The 15,892-nt window shown below is 58.5% G+C and carries 14 protein-coding genes and 2 pseudogenes; 8 read left to right on the forward strand and 8 right to left on the reverse strand.

Annotated features, from left to right (window positions below):
- Nucleotides 1–127: 127 nt before the first annotated feature.
- Together P0Y59_21735 and P0Y59_21740 are read right to left on the reverse strand one after the other, a co-directional pair.
- Nucleotides 128–1,192: a GSCFA domain-containing protein gene (locus P0Y59_21735; GenBank protein WEJ99503.1), complete on the reverse strand. Its 1,065-nt coding sequence runs from the start codon at nt 1,190–1,192 to the stop codon at nt 128–130.
- The gene (locus P0Y59_21740) at nt 1,189–2,064 is read right to left on the reverse strand and encodes a WcbI family polysaccharide biosynthesis putative acetyltransferase (protein ID WEJ99504.1); all 876 of its coding nucleotides are present in this window, start codon (nt 2,062–2,064) and stop codon (nt 1,189–1,191) included. Before P0Y59_21740 ends, P0Y59_21735 begins: the two co-directional genes overlap by 4 nt.
- Before the next feature lie 563 nt (nt 2,065–2,627).
- Here P0Y59_21740 and P0Y59_21745 point away from each other — a divergent pair.
- Nucleotides 2,628–3,160, forward strand: a pseudogene (locus P0Y59_21745) (IS5 family transposase).
- A 33-nt stretch (nt 3,161–3,193) separates the two neighbouring features.
- Here P0Y59_21745 and P0Y59_21750 read toward each other — a convergent pair.
- Nucleotides 3,194–5,140 (reverse strand): glycosyltransferase family 9 protein, encoded by a 1,947-nt coding sequence (locus P0Y59_21750; protein ID WEJ99505.1) that lies wholly within the window; start codon nt 5,138–5,140, stop codon nt 3,194–3,196.
- Nucleotides 5,141–5,171: 31 nt separating this feature from the next.
- Entirely contained in the window at nt 5,172–6,215 is a 1,044-nt protein-coding gene (locus P0Y59_21755; protein ID WEJ99506.1) for a methyltransferase domain-containing protein, read from the reverse strand.
- A 276-nt stretch (nt 6,216–6,491) separates the two neighbouring features.
- Here P0Y59_21755 and P0Y59_21760 point away from each other — a divergent pair, with 276 nt between their 5' ends.
- The 4 genes from P0Y59_21760 (at nt 6,492) to P0Y59_21775 (ending at nt 9,610) form a co-directional block, all read left to right on the forward strand.
- A complete protein-coding gene (locus P0Y59_21760) occupies nt 6,492–7,133 on the forward strand; it encodes an HAD family hydrolase (protein ID WEJ99507.1) in 642 nt (213 codons plus the stop codon).
- Entirely contained in the window at nt 7,133–8,281 is a 1,149-nt protein-coding gene (locus P0Y59_21765) for an AGE family epimerase/isomerase (GenBank protein WEK02651.1), read from the forward strand. The genes P0Y59_21760 and P0Y59_21765 overlap by 1 nt, the downstream gene beginning before the upstream one ends.
- On the forward strand, nt 8,274–8,534 hold the full coding sequence (locus P0Y59_21770; protein WEJ99508.1) for a hypothetical protein: 261 nt from the start codon (nt 8,274–8,276) through the stop codon (nt 8,532–8,534). Before P0Y59_21765 ends, P0Y59_21770 begins: the two co-directional genes overlap by 8 nt.
- Nucleotides 8,535–8,652: 118 nt before the next feature.
- Nucleotides 8,653–9,610 (forward strand): IS630 family transposase gene (locus P0Y59_21775; GenBank protein ID WEJ99509.1). Its coding sequence is split into 2 segments (ribosomal slippage): nt 8,653–9,003 and nt 9,005–9,610, totalling 957 coding nucleotides; the frame shifts between segments, so codons are not numbered across the junction.
- A 12-nt stretch (nt 9,611–9,622) separates the two neighbouring features.
- Here the strand turns inward: P0Y59_21775 and P0Y59_21780 are convergent.
- From P0Y59_21780 to P0Y59_21790, 3 genes are read right to left on the reverse strand one after another with little or no spacing between them, the layout of a single operon-like run.
- Nucleotides 9,623–9,856: a hypothetical protein gene (locus P0Y59_21780; GenBank protein WEJ99510.1), complete on the reverse strand. Its 234-nt coding sequence runs from the start codon at nt 9,854–9,856 to the stop codon at nt 9,623–9,625.
- Nucleotides 9,853–10,389, reverse strand: coding sequence for a glycosyltransferase family 9 protein (locus P0Y59_21785; GenBank protein WEJ99511.1), 537 nt, complete (start codon nt 10,387–10,389; stop codon nt 9,853–9,855). The genes P0Y59_21780 and P0Y59_21785 overlap by 4 nt, the downstream gene beginning before the upstream one ends.
- Complete coding sequence (locus tag P0Y59_21790; protein ID WEJ99512.1) at nt 10,386–11,879, reverse strand: hypothetical protein; 1,494 nt, start codon at nt 11,877–11,879, stop codon at nt 10,386–10,388. Before P0Y59_21790 ends, P0Y59_21785 begins: the two co-directional genes overlap by 4 nt.
- A gap of 127 nt (nt 11,880–12,006) precedes the next feature.
- Here P0Y59_21790 and P0Y59_21795 point away from each other — a divergent pair, with 127 nt between their 5' ends.
- The 3 genes from P0Y59_21795 to rfaE1 all read left to right on the forward strand — a co-directional run bounded on the left by P0Y59_21795 (nt 12,007) and on the right by rfaE1 (nt 15,561).
- Complete coding sequence (locus P0Y59_21795; protein WEJ99513.1) at nt 12,007–12,816, forward strand: ABC transporter permease; 810 nt, start codon at nt 12,007–12,009, stop codon at nt 12,814–12,816.
- Between the two features lie 43 nt (nt 12,817–12,859).
- Complete coding sequence (locus P0Y59_21800) at nt 12,860–14,020, forward strand: lipopolysaccharide biosynthesis protein (GenBank protein ID WEJ99514.1); 1,161 nt, start codon at nt 12,860–12,862, stop codon at nt 14,018–14,020.
- Between the two features lie 83 nt (nt 14,021–14,103).
- Nucleotides 14,104–15,561, forward strand: a complete 1,458-nt coding sequence (gene rfaE1, locus P0Y59_21805; protein ID WEJ99515.1) for a D-glycero-beta-D-manno-heptose-7-phosphate kinase — start codon at nt 14,104–14,106, stop codon at nt 15,559–15,561.
- 209 nt (nt 15,562–15,770) lie between these two features.
- Here the strand turns inward: rfaE1 and P0Y59_21810 are convergent.
- Nucleotides 15,771–15,863 (reverse strand): annotated as a pseudogene (locus P0Y59_21810) (IS5/IS1182 family transposase).
- Nucleotides 15,864–15,892 lie beyond the last annotated feature (29 nt).

Here is a 15,892-nt window from a genome sequence, read left to right on the forward strand (position 1 = left end):
AGAAGTTGGCGCTGATCGCGCGCAACGTTCGGGATCGACCGCTCCGCGCTTGCCAATAGGAATACGGCCCGGAATAAAGCGAGGCAGCGTTATCGCGGGTCAAGGCGTCTAAAAACGCCGATGGAGGTCAGAAACGGAGGCCATCAAGGGTCTCCTCATCGCAGACTATATGCGTCTCAGGAGCCATGTGCGTCGCCAATCGGGGCGTCGCCCCTGTGTCGGGAACAGTCTCATTGCCAGCGGTCTCGACAAAATTGGCGACGAAGCACCGCATTGCGTGCGCCACACCCAGCCGATTTACCTCGCGATGATCGCTTTCGTAATAGAGGCCGCCGGCGAAGCTGCCAGTAATGATCTCGTAGGATGGGAAATAATCCACCCACTCGAATCGCCGCAGCGCCTCCTCGGCAGCCACGCGCAGCACCGCCTTGCTGTAACTGGTCGAGACCAGCACACTGCGTCGCTCATAGGTGGCGATCAGCGGCACCGGCGAGACGGTGAGGATTACGCGAATGCCTGGGTTGACCTCCTTGAGAGTAGTCAGCGTCGCGATCAGATCGCCCCGCACCTCATCGACACCGAAATTAACGAATTCGTCCCGCTCGGGATCGAACGCACCCGCCACCACCCCGGGTGCAGTTGAGTAGACAGAGCCATCTGCGCGCGCTCGCCACCCCTCGGTCAGCCCAAGCGTGAACACAAATACGTCTGCCTCCCGGACCATCCGTTCCACGGCAGCCAGATGACGCGCCCGATCCGCACACATATCGTCAAATGTGGCGAAACCATCGGGTTCGACCTGTTGGCGCCACGGATCGACGAGCCGCCCATCGGGCCGGACCAAGTGCGTTTCGCCAGGCGCATGTCTGCCGAGGCATTCATCCAGCAATTGGCGCAGCTGCGCGGCGGTGTAGATGTTGCCGAACCGCGCCGAGAACACGCCATAGCCATGCTCACGACGCTTCGGCTCGGGCAGATGCTCGCCGCGCTCGGTGATATGGAAACCGTGACCGATATCAACCAGCCGACGTGCGATATGCTGTGCGAAGCAGCTGCCGGCGGTAACGACGCGATCAGCGGAACCCACTCGAAACCGTGGTGCAATCATCGGATCGACGCGGTGCGCCTCCACCCGTGCGATGGATCGGCGCCAGAACTGGTGGTTCGGCAAGTCGTTATATGGGCTGGTCATGCCGCCACCGACGCGCCTTCGAGTGCCGCCGCGACCCGCTCGTAAGTCGCGCGCGATTGGTCGTGTACCGCCAGCGTGCCGGGCAAGTGACGATCATACACAGCGAAACTTTCCTCAATAAACTGGCGCAATCCGATCTGTGTATATGCGTTGATGCGCTTGAACAGATAGGAACCTGGCACACCGAGTACGTCGCCAATCTCAGGATAGACGGGGAACACGCCGCTCATCACCAGATTGTCGTGCGGCAGCACATCAGAGACTTGGGTGGTGTAGCCCTCCTGCTCGAGATACATCCGGGCTATGTCATAGAGAACATGAATGCGCGGGTGGTTGCCGCCATACATGAAGGCACCATTCCGCCCCCAGCGCCGCACCGTCTCCGAGACATCAAGGCCGAAATGGTTGCAATACCAAACTAGGCTATCGCGCGCCGCCGTCCAGCAATCGAGGTAGCCACACGCCGCATAGACGCGACCGTCGAACAGCGGCAGCGTATCGGTCACCGAGCGGCCAGCACTGTAGGCGACGAAAGCGATCATCGAATGATAGGCGCCGATCGGACCCTCGACGATGGCCGCTCCTTCTACGATATAGGCAATGTCGGGGTGATAGGCAGTGAAGACCAGTTCGGGTACTTTATCGACGCGACGCGCCAGCGAAAAGTCGGCACCGACCAATGCTTCGGCGCCCATACCCACCAGAACACGATCGTAATTGGCAAACTGCGCGTTATAGTGTGCTATATGCGCCTGATACTGTCCCATATCGACTGGTTCGACTGTGATCTCGTCAGCCAGCATTTGCATGCAATGCGCTAGGCCGTAAGTCTGACAGTTTGAAATTAAGATCCAACGTTCTTTTACAGACATTAAAGCCCAAACCGTCCGCGAGAGGGTGCCAAGAATTACGCATGAAGCATATTCGGGGCCTTACCATGCCGCAGGACCGATCTCAACAAGGTTTATCCGTCATAAAAGGCATTGCGATAGTAGATGTCGCAGGATGTTGCAAATGCATCGATGACGAAACCCTCGATCATCGAGCAATAAATTTATGAATTCGCCAAGAAATTTCATTCAATCCCACTAAACACCCGACAGATACGAACAGAATTATTTTCCACAACTTCGATCGTATCGATATTGCCTCAATAAATAGCTTCTTCGACTGGGCGCACAACGAGACAAAATTACTTACGCACTACATCCGGGCTGCATCGGGCACATCTCTTTTCACTATGCCGCGAATTCGACCCCAGCCACCGTTGCGCTTCTCGACCGCGGGATCGGCGCCATCAATCAGGCCGCCTTGCGCTGTATCGCGTTTTTTGCGCCCGCTTCGGGCTGGCCCTCCCTAGGCTCAGGACCTATTAAATCGCTTGCGGTGTAGGAGGTAGGTTGATTCAATGGGGACGTGAGGAGGCGTCGTCATCATGAGTGATCTGATCTGGCTATCGGACGCGCAGATGCGGCGGATTGAGCCGCATTTCCCGCTGTCGCACGGTGTGTCGCGTGTCGATGGTCGGCGGATCGTCAGCGGGATTATCTTCGTGATCAGAAACGGTCTGCGGTGGCGCGATGCGCCCGCCGACTATGGTCCGGCCAAGACGATCTACAATCGCTTCATCCGCTGGAGCCGGTTAGGCGTGTTCAACGAGATTCTCGCAGGGCTCGCAGCGGAGGGCGGCAAGCCGGACCAGCTGATGATCGATGCGCCCCACCTGAAGGCGCACCGTACCGCTGCCAGCCTGCTCAAAAAGGGGATGTTCCCCGACGTATCGGACGCACCAAAGGTGGTTTGAACTCGAAGCTTCATGTCGTGTGCGACGGCCAGGGCAGACCGCTGGTCATGCTCCTGAGCGAAGGACAGATGAGCGACCACAAGGGCGCCGCCCTCATGCTCGACGCCCTGCCCAGAGCCAAAGCCCTGCTCAGCGACAGGGGCTATGATGCCGACTGGTTCCGCGCTGTAGCTCGGGGAGCCTTATCGGCAACGTGTTTATAGATAAGCTCGCGTCGCTTCGAATGCCGTGTCGACATCAATCGCCCGCAAGCAGATGGCGTCGCGTCCGCACAACGCTACGTCGTTCAGCCCACAGCCGGTACATGGCACCTGCTTGGACAGGATCGTCCCGCTTCCATCCTGCCCCCACTCATTCCAATTGAGCCGGCCAATGTGCAGGCTCACGGTTGGAACGCCGCGCGCAGATGCCAGATGCTTGGGTCCAGAATCATTGCCGATCATGACCCGGGCATTCGATAATATGGCGTCAAACTGGTCCGCTTCCAGCGTATTTAGAACCAGGGTGCGCGCAAGCCCCTCAAGTTCTGAAATGGTGCCCGGCTCTCCAAATACCACCAGTTTGAGGTCGGTCTCATCGAGGATCCGCCGGGCAAGCGCGATAAACGACGCAACTGGCCAGCAATTGATGGGGTGGCGCGCGCCGGTATGGATCACGGCAAAAGTCTGCGGGACGAGGCCGAATATCTCAAGCGCGCTGTCGGAAGTGGTTCGGGCGACGGCAGGGCGCTGGGATGTCATTGCCACGGCCAGCGCCTCGACAAGAATCATGACTGTCGCGGCGTGTGATATTTTCTCGAGCTGGTTCGCCTTGTCGCGCGAGCGCACATGGACTCCAAAATCCAGAAAGGTGAAGCGTTCGGGATTGAAGCCGATCAGCCAGGTCGCTTTCGTCATCAGAAGCAGTGGACGAGTCTCGTCTCCGGTGGATAGATCGATAGCCAGATCGTAGCCATGCGATTCGAGCACCGGCGCGAGGCGCGCCTCCTCTTCGATAGACAGGTACCGCACCCCTGAACCGGGATCATATTGCAGCGCGAGCGTGAGCACCTCGTCGACGATCCCCGACGCGGCGACGACCGGTGCTACCCCCGGCTGAACCAGGGCGTCGATCCGGCTTTCAGGAAACATTTCCCTGAGGCGCGCGATCGCCGGCAACGACGCCGAAACATCGCCAAGTTGGTCGGCTCGTATAACGAGGATCGACCGGACCGGAGAATCAATCAGCGCGCGCGCCGCCGTGCGGGATCGCGTTGGTCGGGAGATCACGTCTGCCGCTATATCGACGATCGTCCGATCGGCTGGAGAGGGAACGAACGCATCGGAGGTCGAGAGTTCGCCATCCATTTCGGCGATATTAACGACCAACCCGACTGCGGGAATGCCATTGCCCACTGACACTTCGAGCCGATGTCGCCCTTTCATCAACCGGCCGCTATCGATCCAGATATTGAAGACGTGCAGTTTCAGCGGCCCGTTTTTGTCGGGGGCCTTCCGCAGGTTCGCGGTTCCCACGATTCGCGCATCAGATCCTTCCCCGAGGCGAACCTCCACCGTGTCGAGTCTCCCCAGCGACAGAACTCGGCCCCGGACCGCAACCACTCCCGCGAACAGCGGCTCTAGCACCCCGTCAAATTCAATGCTCATTGAACCGACCTGATCGAGCTTGATCGAGGCATAGCCGGCGCCACGGATCGTCGAACGGACTCGATTCAGCCGGCCGAGCGAACCAAGGCGCCGCCGCGGATCCAGCCGATCAATCGTGATACGATTTGGCAACATGCGGGTGGACAATACCGTATCCGGTAGCAGGCCGGCGTCCCGATCGCCGGCGAAAGGGTGCTCCGTAACGGGATAGGGCAAGATACTCATGCCAGCCCGCCTATTCGCGTCGGCCGCCTGCTTGCGGGCCTCTAACAGGCTCGGGCCACCTTTTACGGAGAAGTAGCTTTTGATCGCTCCGTTATAGTCGCCAAACTCCATAAGGCAGTTGCCGATCTGGACCTTGAGGTCTTCTCGCCACGGCATCCATTCCAGCGCGCGATGATAGGCAACGACGGCATCGATCCACTCGGCGCGGTTCCGCGCGCTGTCCGCTCGTCGCGCAACAGGCAAGCCGAAGCGCAAACGTACGAGCTTCGACAACTGCGTGAAGGGCCACTTTGCCACGACGCCATCAAACCTCGTGAACAGCTTTGCGAACGATGATCCCGAAGCATGTGCATGGAAAACCGTCCGTCGCGACCTTCAAATGCTGAGGGCCACCAATCCATTCGGCAATGGTTGGAGAGAGGTCGTGATGGAACGGCGGTAGATCGATGAACCGATCGAGAGGCTTGTCGCCTAAAAAGAAATCTAACTCCGCAACCTCATGCCCGGCGTCGCGCAACTTCTTTGCAAGCCCTTCGAGGTGTTTTTTCTGGAAAAGGACAGTGGGCCAATTATCGATCGTTGGGCCATCAGGATCGATATTGAACTCAGTCGTGTGAACTGAAAGGCCGCCTGGCCGCAGTGTCTTGAGGCTGTTGACTATGAAATCCAGGCCATTGTCCAGAGAACCAAGATGCTCCAGGGCACAGATCGACCAGCAGAAGTCGAAGTCAATGAGGTCGGGGGGAATGGCATTCATATCGACATGCCGCAGGTCGACCCTTGCGTCGAAAACATCCTTGGTCACCAGATAAGGGCGGAATGCCATATCTACGGTGGAACTATACTGGTTGGTGGATACCCAGCCGGCAGCTGCGGCGTCTGCAGGTGGCAGGTCGGTCATGGTCACGCTCGCACCACGCGCGGCGAGATAGCTCGGAATGGGCTCGACGCCGCACCCGAATCCAAGTCCACGCGCGCCATCCCGCAAATGGCCATGCTCCATGATCGCCTGGAGGACATAAGCGAGTTCCCAGAGCTTGCGATGATAGATGAAGGGGACCATCAATTCTCCGCACCAGTGCGCGACCCAATCACTTTCAAGGTCTGCTTGAGTCGATGCTCGGGAATTAAGCCCGACATGACGAGCAGGGAAGCCTTCCCGCGGTGGCAATGAGGACGCCAAGCTCCGTGCCAAATCATAACCGAAGGTCTTGATATTAAGATTGGCCAAAGTAATGCTACGGACGGCTTCCGTCAGTGCATTTATGTTGGGCTGAGATTGATCGTTTACCAACGAAAGTAATATGCGTAGCTTTTCGAGGTCTTTTTTGTTGGGATATCTAGTCATCGGCACTTTCGATTTCATTCTATTACCACGCGTATTTCAAAGGCCGCACTCTCCGCCCGCAGTCGCAAGCCTGGGAATGCGTATCAATTCGATTTTCGTCTAAGCTCAAGCACAAATCGATACCATGAAACGGCCGCCCCTGCGGGCTGGTCGACAACGTCGCGCGCCATACTCAATCGGCAGACGCTTTGCCAGCGCCCAATGGCAGGGCGGTACGACCGAGCGGCAGTTGCCAGGGGCGCGATCTCACGGCAAAGGCGGCAATGCCGCGGCGTTTTGGCAGGCGTTACCGCCGTCGAATCTTTAGTGATGGCGCTTTATGACGTCGAGAAGAACGGTATGACGACCCAGCCTCTCATTGATGGCTCTCCGGCGCGCGCCACCGTCTTTCTCGATCGGGACGGCGTCATCAACATCGACTGCGGCTATCCTCATCGTGAAGATCAATTGACCCTCACTCCAACAGCGGCCGAGGCTATCGCGATGTTGAATCGTGTGGGCTGCCTCGTCATCGTCGTAACCAACCAATCTGGCGTCGCCCGCGGGCTCTTCAACATGGACGACGTGCATCGCTTCCACGCCTTGCTGCAGGCGCGAATATCTTTGAGCGAGGCACATATCGACGCCTTTTATATTTCCCCATATCACCGCGACGGTACAGTCGCGCCGTTCAATATTGATCACGATGATCGAAAACCATCGCCCGGGATGCTTATGCGTGCGATGCGCGAATGGCCAGTTGATCGGGAGCGCTGCGTGTTGATCGGAGACCGTCGGAGCGATGCCGAAGCCGCCCATCGCGCGCATATTCCCTCGATTATCGTGGCGCCCAATGTTGTGGACCTCGCCGCGACTGTCGCAAATTGGCTCGATCGTCTTGATCTTAGACTCGAAATGGGCAGGGATTGGTCTGTGTGATGCAGGATTATGTCGACTGGATCGTTGGGCAAGCGCTCCCTTTTTGGGCAGGCTCCGCCTTCGATCGTAAAAATAATAGATTTGTCGAGCGCCTCGATCTCGCGGGGCATCCTCTGGCGGTGCCTCATAGGGCAATGGTGCAGGCTCGCCAAATCTATGTCTTCGCGCACGCTGCAGAATTGGGCTGGAGTAGCGACGCAGGCAGCCTCGCAGAGCGAGCCGCGGCATCGCTGCGCAGAGATTTTTTCGAGATCGCGGGTGGCAAGGCGAGTTTGGCCTTCTCCATCAATCCGGCGTCAGGCCTAGTGCACGACGCAACTCGCGATTCCTACGCCCATGCATTCGTCCTTCTGGGACTCGCGCAACTCTACCGTATCAACGGCGACCGAGTCCTGCTGATACTCGCGGCTCAAATCACGGCGTTCGTTGAAGATGACATGACGGATGCTCGACATGGCGGATTAATAGATGATCTCCCGCGTAAATCGTCGACCAAACGGCAAAATCCCCAGATGCATCTGCTGGAAGCGTATCTGGCATGGGCCGAAGTCGCGCCGGACCATGGCTATCTGGAACGTGCCGGGAACCTCATAGCGCTGTTCATGGACCGGATGATGGATCATGAGCGGCAGGTTCTAATCGAGAATTTTGCCGATAACTGGACCCCGCATCCGGATCCAGAGCGAGCAAGCGTGTTTGAGCCCGGGCACCACTATGAGTGGGTTTGGCTATTGTGGCGCCATCAGCAACTGTCGGGTTCCGATCATCGCGCGGTGCGGCGGCTCCTCATGGCGAGCGCGATGCACCACGGGCATGGCGCCGACGGGATCATCTACGACGAAGTATCAGCGACGAAACGGGTCCTTGCGAATTCGAGTCGGCTATGGCCGCATACGGAGGCGATCAAGGCTGCGGTTTCGTGGCACGCGGAAGGCGACCCGCAGGCTCTAGAATTCGCCCGATCGATGGCAAACGTGCTGCTCACGCACTTCGTGGGTCGCCCATTCCCAGGGGGATGGGTCGACCGCCTTGATCACAATCGAGATCAGGCTGTTGATCACGTTCCAGCCAGTTCCCTTTATCACCTCTTCCTTGGGGCGGCCGAAGCACATAAACTGCACCTGCAGTCGGAGACGGTGAATGCTTGATCGGGACTTCGCGATCCTTTTGATGGCATTCTCTGTTACCGGTTGCGGGCCGGAAAACGACTTACGTGACCGAATCGTCCGCGCGCAGCATGTAGAAGCTCGAGATCATGCCCGCGATGCTGTCCAGCGCGATCATGCTGCGAACTCCTCAATGAACGATGCTTGCTGCGTGTTCGGAGGTATCGGAACGGACGACGATGGAGGCCTCAATGACAAGGGCATATCAAACATGGTAGACTTGATGAATGCGTAATCCGATCCGACTCAATAACGTAGGACCTGACTTCTAGAGCGTTGAGCGTGAAATAGGAATCGTATTGGGGATTCCTTTGTGCCTGGAAATATGATTCACCCTTGCGAGGAGGTGGATCATGGGGAAGTCCTATTCGAGCGATTTACGGGACCGGATATCCGCGCATGTCTCGGCTGGTCATTCACGTCGTGATGCGGCGCGCCGTTTCGGCGTGAGTCCGAGTTGCGCGATCAAGCTTTTCCAGCGCGTAACGAAGACCGGGTCGGCCACTCCGGCGCGCCAGGGGCGCCCACCGGGGGCGGGCAAGCTTGCGCCGCATATGGCCAAGCTGATCCGCTGGGTCGAGGCGACGCCGGACATCAGCATGTCGGAACTCGCCGCAAGGCTCGAGGCGGAGACAAAGACGGTGGCGCATCCGGCTTCGCTCTCGCGGGCGCTGCTTGCCGCCGGCTTCAGATATAAAAAAAGCCCTGATGGCATCGGAGTGCGGACGCGATGATGTCTGCGAGGCGCGGCGGCGATGGCGGCTGCATCGCCAGCCGCGCATGCGCGAGCAGGCGCACCGGCTGGTCTTCATCGATGAGACGGCGACTACGACGAAAATGACGCGCCTGCGCGGTCGGGCGCTTCAAGGGCAGCGCCTGAAGGCCCGCGCGCCGTTCGGGCACTGGAAAACGCAGACCTTCATAGCAGGCTTACGCTGCGACGGCCTGACCGCCCCCTGGATCATCGACCGGCCGATGACCAAGGAGATCTTCGAGGTTTATGTCGAGACGCAACTCGCACCGACGCTGGACACGGGCGATGTCGTCATCCTCGATAACCTGCCAAGCCATAAGAGCGACAGGGCCAAGGCAATCCTCAAGGGCCGCGGCGCCTGGTTCCTCTTCCTCCCGCCATACAGCCCAGATCTCAACCCGATCGAGATGGCCTTTTCAAAGCTCAAAGCCCATCCCAGACGTATGGGCGCCAGAACCATCGACGACCTCTGGCGAGCCGTAGGCAGCATCTGCGACCTCTACTCACCACAAGAATGCCGAAACTACTTCGCAGCCGCAGGATATGGGTTCGATTAAACGCTCAATGCTCTAGTCTTCCGTACCATCAGGTCCACCGACCCGCTCGATTCGTTCTAACAACGCTACCGCGATCTTGTCCCGTTTCTCTGCATCGGCTCGCACGTCGTGCTGCAGCGCAACAAGGCTCGTGCGCAGTCGCTCCAATTCAAGGCGCTGAGCTTCCAATTCACGCCGAAGCGAGCCCCGGGGCCGGAATCGCAAAAGCCATTTGCCGACGACACCGTTTTTCTTGACCGAAATCATAGAGCCTCCTGAAGCACCTGCCGTGCCGCACGATCTCGCATGACCTGAAACGCCGCTTCAGCGACTTCTTCCGGAGCAATGTCGCGCAGACATGCCTTCCCGTAGTTGCAGAAGCCGTGATGATCGAGGTGGCACGGCGAGCACGCAATCACGCGTGAAAGTGTCACAACATGCGGACCGAGCGGACGCCACTCCAGCCGCTGGTGGGATCCGCCGAACACGCACACGGTGGGGGTGCCGAGGTAGCCGGAGATATGGGCGATGCCGGAATTGTTGCCGATCACACATGACGCCGCACGGATCCGAGCCACCAGCTCCCCCCATTCCCAACGCCCGCAGTCGTTCGCGACGCGGCTGGCATCATGGGCCCGGACGATCTCCGCGACACGAGACCATTGGCTTCGCGTTCCGGTAACGTGAACCACATCGTCTGGGCACGCGTGCGCCAACAAGCCAACCAACGCCGAGTAACTGTCTGCCGGCCAATCGCGAATATCACTGTTTGAAAAAGGTGCGACGATGATGTCGGTCACGACACCTCACCCAACACCCCATATTTCGCGGTCCTCATAACAACGAGTTCTAGCAGAAGCGCAAGATACTCGGATTGATGCAAGACGCTCATCGCGCCCTGTCGCAGCAGCCGACCGCCATCGAAGCGGAATCCCGCAGGGCGCTCGCCTTTTACCGCCCAAATTCGAAATTCGAAGAGCGAGTTCGGCTTTTCGACCGTGAACTCGAAGCGCAGCGGCGCGCTTGATGGAAGGTGCCGTACTGCCACCCGTTCCGTGTCCAGCGCTATATCACAAGCCAGCACGCCCGGCATCGCCTCGTCCAATTCGATTGCGGGTTCAAAAATATAACGACCCGCCCGAAGCTCGCGGTACGGCCCCCAGATCAGCGTGCCGCCGCTGGCAGGGGCCGCTTCGCGGTCGCAAGCAATCCGGAACTGATTACGTGAGCATGCGGTATGCGATTGAAAGGCATGGTGGTTGATGCGGTCTTCGCGGGCAGTCTCCGGTTCGTGCCGTGTCGCATCGATAGGCAAGAAAATGTCGAGGAACGGGAATTCGGCGTAGGTTCCCAAGCCCGCCTTGACGCCAGCCTTAAGATCGCGAAGCAGGAATCGCGTATCGGGATCGGTCCTAAGATCGATGACGATGTCGTAATAATCGTCGATTGCGGTTTTGAGTAGCGTGGCCCTCGCCGCCACATCGACCGATTCTTCGCTGGAATTGCGGGGAAAGATGTCGAAAACAATGACTCGGTCCGCAATGCCGAGATCGTTCGCCATAGCCGCGTTCCACGACCCCACGACCAGGGTGATGTGCGAGTTGGGAAACGCCGCACGCGCCTTTTGCAGCGCCGGAAGGCCCATGATGAAGTCGCCAAGATGGTCGAGCTTAAGGAGCAGTATATGCTCACGGGGGCGCGGCACGGCACTTTCGATCCGCGTGCGTTGGGGCTCGAAGGAAAAGTCTGGCGCGTTGCCTTCGTGGGACGGGCGATCCAGTAAGTTCCACGCTGGCGCTGTCAAGCGCTCCAGCACCAACACGATGTCAGCCGGACCGACGGGAGGATCGAAGAGTCCGCTTGTATAGGCATAATCCGAATCGCCATCAGCGAGCCAGCGAACACGATAGGCGTTTGGAACAAGCGCCTCCTCCACTTCGCCAAGCAACGAGGCAGGGGTATAGAGTCTTCGTTGCTGCGGTCGCCAACGCGAAGGCAAGGCAAGCTGCCGTTCAAAGAGGAAACTGTGCGGAACCGCGACAACGAGATGGCCGCCGATCGCCACCATCTCGAACCAGGTGCGTAGCGCAGCACGATAATCGCTGACATCCTGGAGCAGGTAAGCTGCTACGACCGTTTCCGCCGGTATTGCCGCGTCAACGAGGGGTGCTTGCCCCCCGTCCATCTCCAGCACATTGTCGGTTCCAATTAACCGGCCGATCGGACCCGGGCGCAGAGTGTCCATGAAGGAGGATCGGCGTCGCTGCAACAAGTCGTCGACACGGTTCAATTGCCGGCATCCTTCATGGCCCTTGTCTGCATGGGGGCCTCCTTACTGACCGCTGAGCCGTCGGTCGAGGGTCCAACGACGGCCGTGCGGGATCGCAATCCAAAACGGAATCGTGCATAGGCCGCGCATGGCGTCGAAACTACAACCGCCCGCAACCGGGCTCTTTCTCAGGGGTTTTCACGCCCAGGCACGTGTCATTGGTGCGCTGCTCATGCGCGAGCTTCACACGCGTTACGGGCGCGAAAACATCGGCTATCTCTGGTTGGTCGGCGAGCCGTTGATGCTGGCGAGCGTGATGGCGCTACTTCATCACAATGGCCGGACACCGTTCGGGAGCGACATCACACCGCTCGGCTTCACGGTACTGGGCTATACCACGTACATCATGTTCCGCGGGATCATTAACCGATCGTCGGCCGCACTCGAATCGAATGGACCGTTGCTCTACCATCGCATGGTGACGATCTTCGACATTGTGCTCTCTCGCGCGCTTCTTGAGGCAGCGGGCACCACGCTTGCCTATCTCGTTCTGGAGACCCTGCTGACCAGTATCGGGGTACTAAATATTCCGGCCAGGCCGCTGGCGCTGTTTGGCGCACTAGGCCTGATGTTCTGGTATTCATGGTCGCAGTCCATGATTATTTCTTCGATTTCATCGCAGAATAAATTGGTCGAACGCTTTGTCCATCCTTATTCCTATTTCATGATTCCAGCATCTGCGGCTTTTTTTCAAATGGCGTGGATTCCGGAGCCTTATCGGTCTTATCTCTTGTGGCTTCCGCTGCCCCATATCATGGAACTGGCGAGGTACGGCCAGTTTCGTGCAGCGAACCTCAAATATTGCGATCCTTGGTATGTGGTTGAATCCTGCATCGTCTTGACCTGGCTGGGGCTGGTCGCGATGAGGCGCTATCGCAAACGCGTCCACCTCAATTGAGCCGGTCTTCGCCAAAGGCGCTCACGGAAAAGAAGCTATGAATATGCAGGGTATTATCGAACCGGTCGATCTCGACAAACCGGATCGCCCGCCCGTGTGGGAAAAGTCTGCCCAATGGGTGTGGCGCAATCGCGTATTTTTGACGGTGGTGGTGATTCCATCGCTTTTGCTCGCTGCATACCTGTTTCTGGTCGCCTCCGATCAATATGAATCGGAAGCGCATTTCTTCGTCCGCAGCGCAGACCAATCCTCCACTCCCACCGGCGGCGTGAGCCAGGTGCTAAGTCTGGCGGGTGGTGGCCAAAATCAGAACGAAGCAATGAGCGTAGCGGATTATCTGACGTCCCACGACGCGGTGCAGACTCTGCGTCGCGAGGACCGTCTGGTCCAACGCTATCATACCCCCAAAGCCGATATTGTGAGCCGTTTGTGGAGCGCCGATCCGACCCCCGAGAGCTTGCTGAAATATTACAGGAGCCAGATAAGCGTTCAATATAACACCGACACCGGCATTACCGTCCTGACAGTTCATGCGTTCACACCGACCGATTCTTACCAGCTTGCCCGCAAATTGCTCCAGCTTGGCGAGGCTCGTGTGAACGAGCTTAATTCCCGCAGCTACGCAGACGCGGTTACGCTCTCCCAAAAACAACTGACTGCTGCCGAGGAGGCGCTTGCCGCCAATCAAGAGCGTATGATGAGTTTTCGGCAGAGCCGATCGGATATTGATCCGACCGCTTCGGGGCAAGCCCAGCTGGGGCTGGTAACCGCGCTCAGGCAACAGCTTGCGGTAGCCCAAGCCCAGCTGAGCGCCATGGCAGGTTCGATCTACCCTTCCAGCCCGCAATACCGCGCTCTTTCGGCCCGCGTTGCGGCATTGCGAGCACAAGTCGCCACCCAGTCCGCCCGTCTGGCCGGAACCGATAACGCTATCGCAGCAGATATCGGCGGTTATGAATCGCTCAAGCTCCGGCAGCAGTTTCTGGCAAAGCGTTACGAGGCCGCCGCGGCGGCCCTCCAGCGCGCGCGCGAGCAGGCGGTACGCCAACAGCTCTATGTGATACGCGTCGTCGACGCGAATATGCCGGTCAAATCGCTGTTTCCGCAGCGGGGCAGAATCTTGCTGACAGCGGTGGTCGCGCTGATGCTGATCTATTCCATCGGCTGGCTGATTGCTGCAGGCGTCAAAGAACACGCCGCTTAAAGCATGGATCCCTCGGACCGGGTATACCCGGTCCCGCCATCGATCTTCGCCGGGTTCTTCCTGGCGCACGGAGAATTCGCTCGATGCAAACCTATCTCGATCGTTTGCCTCAATACCGTATCGCATTGATTGGCGATTTGATGCTGGACCGCTATATGGAAGGGGCCGTGCGACGCATCTCGCCTGAGGCTCCCGTGCCGGTCGTAAACGTTCGTTCACAGCGAGCGGTAGCCGGCGGCGCCGCAAATGTCGCTATCAACCTGGCGGCGCTGGGCCTCGGCGTCCATGTCGTAGGCCTTATCGGTCGAGACGAAGCCGGCCAGCACCTGCTGACGGCATTGGATGCGTTCCCCACGATTGATCGTGACGGCGTCGTCATCGCAGATGATCGCCAAACCATCCAGAAATTGCGGATCATCGGTACGCATCAACAAATCGTTCGTATAGATCAGGAGGATGTTATTCCTCTGCCTGATCTGCTCGAAGCAACTTGTATCGCAGCGGCGAAGCGCGCGATCGATTCCTGCGATGTCGTAATTTTGTCGGATTACGGAAAAGGCCTCTGCTCCGATGCTCTTCTTCAGGCCGTAATCGAGCACGCGCGGGCAGCCGCCAAACCAGTCTTGGTTGATCCAAAACGACGGGATTTCGCTGCATATCGCGGCGCTACGATTTTGACGCCAAACCGCAACGAACTCAGTGCAGCGACACAGATGAGTTGCGAGACGGATGAGGAGGTCGTCGCCGCAGTGGCAAAGGTGCAATTGGCGTGCGATTCCGCGATTCTGTTGACCCGATCTGAAAAGGGTCTCTCCTTTTTCCCGCGCGAAGGACGCGCGATTCATCTGGCGACGGTCGCTCAGGACGTGTTCGATGTGTCAGGCGCCGGCGATACAGTGATCGCCGTGCTGGCGGCATCGATCTCGGCTGGCGTTCCGATTGAAGACGGATTGCGAATGGCCAATCACGCCGCCGGAATCGTGGTCTCCAAGCTGGGCACTGCGAGCGTCTCGCGCGACGAACTGGCCGCATCCCTTGCCGCAGGGCATTCCTCACCGTCCGTAAACGATGGGCGTTATCTAGATTGGGATACATTGGCCGCACAACGCTGGGCGTGGGCGAGAGAGCGGCTGGTCGTAGGTTTTACAAATGGCTGCTTCGACCTGCTGCATCCCGGCCACGTTGGATTGATCGAAGAAGCGACGCGGCACTGCGACCGCCTCATCGTCGCGCTAAATTCAGACTCGTCGGTTCGCAGGTTGAAGGGTGAAAAGCGCCCCGTGCAGGACGAGCAGGCCCGCATCAAAGTGATGAGCGCATTGCGTGGGGTTTCTGCAGTCACCATATTCTGTCAGGACACGCCCCTAGAGCTCATCGAGAAAATTCAACCAGACGTTATTGTGAAGGGCGCGGACTATCGGGAAGATGAGGTCGTCGGCGCTGAAATCGTCCGCAAGCGCGGTGGACGCATCATACTTGCTAACCTCGAAAATAATCACTCGACGACAAGGTTGATCGCAGCAGCCACCGGTTCCCCGTGATTCGACTCAAACTTAATTGGCCTGTTTAACGTAATAGGTCGGCTTCAAGGATGGCCAATGGCGCTCAATCCCGGCCCGGAGGCTTTTACGAACTCCTGGTGGCCGCAATGGCCTGCTTCATCATGAGACAGGCGAAGGCGGCGGCGTGAAGTCATGCGAGTGTCAGAATAGCGCTCATAGCCTTTAGCGAAATGTGGGAGGCATGTTGGCCAGGCGAATGAGCGTTCATCCACCCAGCGGCGGCGCAGCAAGACAACACCGCGCTTGGCCTTGATCGGCGCGACGCCTTCAAGGCAGATGCCGTGCCTGGCTACGGCATCGGCGACGTGTT

This window comes from Candidatus Sphingomonas phytovorans (assembly GCA_029202385.1).
Classification (GTDB): domain Bacteria; phylum Pseudomonadota; class Alphaproteobacteria; order Sphingomonadales; family Sphingomonadaceae; genus Sphingomonas; species Sphingomonas phytovorans.